Origin of the sequence: Streptomyces sp. NPDC048295 (assembly GCF_040652135.1) — a bacterium.
Taxonomy (GTDB): Bacteria; Actinomycetota; Actinomycetes; order Streptomycetales; family Streptomycetaceae; genus Streptomyces.
Map to the genome: position 1 here is coordinate 1 of NZ_JBEZLL010000071.1, position 3,604 is coordinate 3,604.

The following is a 3,604-nucleotide window of genomic DNA, read 5'->3' on the forward strand; positions in this document are numbered from 1 at the left end:
CGCTGGGTGTGGCTTTGGGTTCGGGTGAGCCGGAGGTGGCGTTGCGGGGTGGTGAGGTGTTCGTCCCGAGGCTGGTGGAGGTCCCGGCACAGCCGCAACCGCAGCCGGAACCGGGTTCGGAACCGGGGTCGAGGTCGGGTGTGGTGTTGGTGACGGGTGGTCTGGGTGGTCTGGGTGGTCTGGTGGCGCGGCATCTGGTGGGGGGTGGTGTGCGGCGTTTGGTGTTGGCGAGTCGTCGGGGGTTGGGGGCTCCTGGGGCTGGGGTGCTGGTGGATGAGTTGGTGGGGTTGGGTGCTGAGGTGGTGGTGGAGGTGTGTGATGTGTCGGATCGTGGTGCGGTGGTGGGTCTGGTGGAGCGGTGGGGTGGGGATCTGGTGGGGGTGGTGCATGCGGCGGGTGCGGGTGACAACGGGTTGATCGGTTCGATGGATGCGGGCCGGTTGGATCGTGTGCTGGGTGCGAAGGCGGATGGTGCGTGGTATTTGCATGAGGCGACGCGTTCGTGTGGGCTGGAGTTTTTCGTGCTGTTCTCGTCGGCGGGTGGTTCCGTGCTGGCGGCGGGGCAGGCGAACTATGCGGCGGCGAATGTGTTCCTGGACGCGTTGGCGGTGCAGCGGCGCTTTGAGGGTCTGCCGGCCACATCTCTCGCCTACGGCCTCTGGGATGTCGCGACAGGACTCACCGAGGCCCTCGACGAGGATGTGCGTCTCATGGCCGCCCGCGGGCTGCCCGCGCTCGATCCGGCGGATGCGCTGAGGCTGTTCGACGCCGGGCTTCGCTCCGGGCATGCGGCCCTGGTGCCGCTCGCCGTGGACGTACCGACGTTGCGCACGAAGGCCGACGCGCTGCCGGCACTGCTGCGCGACATGGCGCTCGCCGAGTCCCGTTCCGTCGTGCGCAACCGTACGAAGGGATCGGCCCCCGCCGCGCTGATCGAGCGGCTGACGGTGTTGACCGGCGAGGACCGGGAGCGGGCCCTGCTGGATCTGGTGAGGAGCCATGCGGCCGCCGTCCTCGGTCACTCCGGCGCCGACGCGATCGCTGCCGAGCGGGGCTTTCTCGATATCGGCTTCGACTCGCTGACCGCCCTGGAACTCAGGAACAGACTCAACGCGGTCACCGGGTGCCGTCTCGCGCCGACCCTGATATTCGACTACCCCTCGGCTGCCGAACTCGCGGCCCACCTGCGGCGGACGCTCTTCGGCGACGACACCCCCCTGGACGACCTGAGCGCGGCGACCGCGGACGAGCTGTTCGACATTCTCGACGGTGAGGCCGGGGCTTCGTCGTGAGCGTAGACCGAGCGGACGAGGAGCCGGAGTGCTGAACAACATAGTCGTCGTGGGTGCGGCGGCCGCCGGGCTGACCGCGGTGGAGACACTGCGCGCCAAGGGATACGAAGGCGACCTGACCCTCGTCGGCGACGAGCTCCATCCGCCGTACGACCGGCCGCCCCTGTCGAAGGAGTTGCTGAGCGAGACCTGGGAACCCGGCAAGACCTGGCTGCGGCAGGAGGACGTGCTCGGCGCGATCGACGTCGACCTGCGCCTGGGCTGCCGGGCCACGGCGCTGGACCAGGCCGCGCGGACCGTTGCGCTGTCGACCGGGGAGCAGCTGTCGTACGACGCGGCGATCATCGCGACCGGACTCCGGCCGCGCCGGCTGCCGTGGGCGGACGGGGTGCGGGGCGTCCACGTGCTGCGTTCGCTCGACGACGCGGTACGGCTGCGCGAGGCGCTCGCGGACGGTCCTCGCGTCGCGGTGATCGGTGCGGGCTTTCTCGGCGCGGAGATCGCCGCCACCGCCCGCGGGGCCGGACTCGACGTCACCCTGATCGACACCAACGCCACGCCGCTCGAACGGCAGGTCGGCCCCGAGGTCGGCGCCCTGGTCGCGGAGCTCCACCGTGACCACGGTGTCCGGCTCGTCCTGGGCTCCGGTGTGGCGGGCCTCGCGGAGGAGAACGGCAGTGTGAGCGCGGTCCTGCTGCGCGACGGCACCTCCGTCGACGCCGACCTCGTCGTCGTCGCGGTCGGCTCCGTGCCCGCGGTGGACTGGCTGGCCGGATCGGGGCTGCGTCTGGACGACGGAGTGCTCTGCGACGTGTACTGCCAGGCCGCGCCCGGAGTGTGGGCGGCGGGCGACGTTGCCAACTGGCCGCATCCGACGATGGCCGGTACCCGGGTCAGGCTCGAACAACGAACCAACGCGGCCCAGCAGGCGATGGCGGTCGTCGGTAATATTCTGGCGGGTGAAGACGGGGCGAAGCCGTACAGCCCGGTGCCCTTCGGCTGGACTCACCAGTTCGGGGCGAAGATCCAGACGATCGGCTGGTGCCCGCCCGACGCCCGAACGGAGATCTTCAGCGGTTCGACCGAGGACCGGGAGTTCGTCACCGCCTACCACCGTGACGGGCTTCTCGTCGGGGCGCTCGGCTGGAACAGCGCGCGCGGCCTGCGGCAGTGCCGGCTCCTGCTGGGCCGTCCGTCGGCGGAGGTCGAGGCTGCCGCTGCCGGCGTCTGACCCGCCGGGGCCGGGGCTGTGTGGTTCCTCGCCCTTGGACCCGCACCCGGTCCGGTCATCGACCCGAACCCGGTCCGGTCATCGACCCGAACCCGGACCGGTGTTCCACCAGCTCCGCGTGCGGGCGACCCTCGGCGTATACGATGCTCTATGCGTGCGTGATACGCATAGGAAGACTTCCGATGAAGGCAGGCACAAGATGACTACTGACGAGGAAACGGGCAACGACACAGGCCTGCCGAACAGCATCGGGGTGCTGTGGGAGCTCCGGAACCGGGAGCAGCGGACAGCCAGGACCGGGCTCAGCGTGGAGCGGATCGTCACCGCGGCGATCGAATCCGCGGACGCCGACGGGCTTGCCGGACTCTCCATGTCCCGGGTCGCCAAGAGCCTCGACTTCGGCACCATGTCGCTGTACCGGCACGTGTCGAGCAAGGACGAGCTGCGCCAGCTGATGCTGGACATGGCCTACGGAACCCCGCCCCGTATCGACACCGAGGCGGGCGACTGGCGGGCCGGACTGGAGCAGTGGGCCCGGGCGTTCCAGGAGGTCTTCCGCCGGCACCCCTGGATGCTGCAGATCTCCGTGAGCGGGCCGCCGCTGGAGCCGGGGCAGCTCAGCTGGCTGGAGTGCGGCCTGCGCACGCTCGGCGGCACCAGCCTCAGGCCGGACGAGAAGCTCTCCGTGATGATGCTGATGATCGGCTACGTCCGGAACTACGTGCAGCTCTCGCTCGGTGTGGTGTCCGAGGACATCAGCGAGGCCGACCTGATGGCCAACTACGGCCGCACGCTGGCCAAGTACGCCGACCCCACTTCGTTCCCCGCCCTCACCGAACTGCTGGAAGCCGGTGCGTTCGAGGAGCCGGAGGACGATTTCACCTTCGGTCTCCAGCGTGTACTGGACGGGGTCGAGGTGCTGGCGCGTATCCGCAACGGTGAGAAGCCCCTCACCTGAGCACACAGGACAGTGGGCCGGTTCCCCAACCCTCAGGTTGGGGCACGCTCTGGGTCACCGTCGTCTACTTCCCCGTCGCCCACTGGGTCTGGGGCGCGGGCGGCTGGCTGTACGAGATGGGGG

3 protein-coding genes and 1 pseudogene are annotated in these 3,604 nt (G+C 69.8%); all 4 read left to right on the forward strand.

The window, feature by feature from the left end:
- The coding region (locus AB0D53_RS41550; RefSeq protein ID WP_362454721.1) for a beta-ketoacyl reductase at window positions 1-1,292 on the forward strand (1,292 nt) is incomplete at its 5' end.
- Window positions 1,293-1,320: 28 nt separating this feature from the next.
- Complete coding sequence (locus tag AB0D53_RS41555) at window positions 1,321-2,523, forward strand: FAD-dependent oxidoreductase (protein ID WP_362454724.1); 1,203 nt, start codon at window positions 1,321-1,323, stop codon at window positions 2,521-2,523.
- A gap of 199 nt (window positions 2,524-2,722) precedes the next feature.
- Window positions 2,723-3,481, forward strand: coding sequence for a TetR/AcrR family transcriptional regulator (locus tag AB0D53_RS41560; RefSeq protein WP_362454726.1), 759 nt, complete (start codon window positions 2,723-2,725; stop codon window positions 3,479-3,481).
- Between the two features lie 47 nt (window positions 3,482-3,528).
- Window positions 3,529-3,604, forward strand: a pseudogene (locus AB0D53_RS41565) (hypothetical protein); the annotation flags it as partial.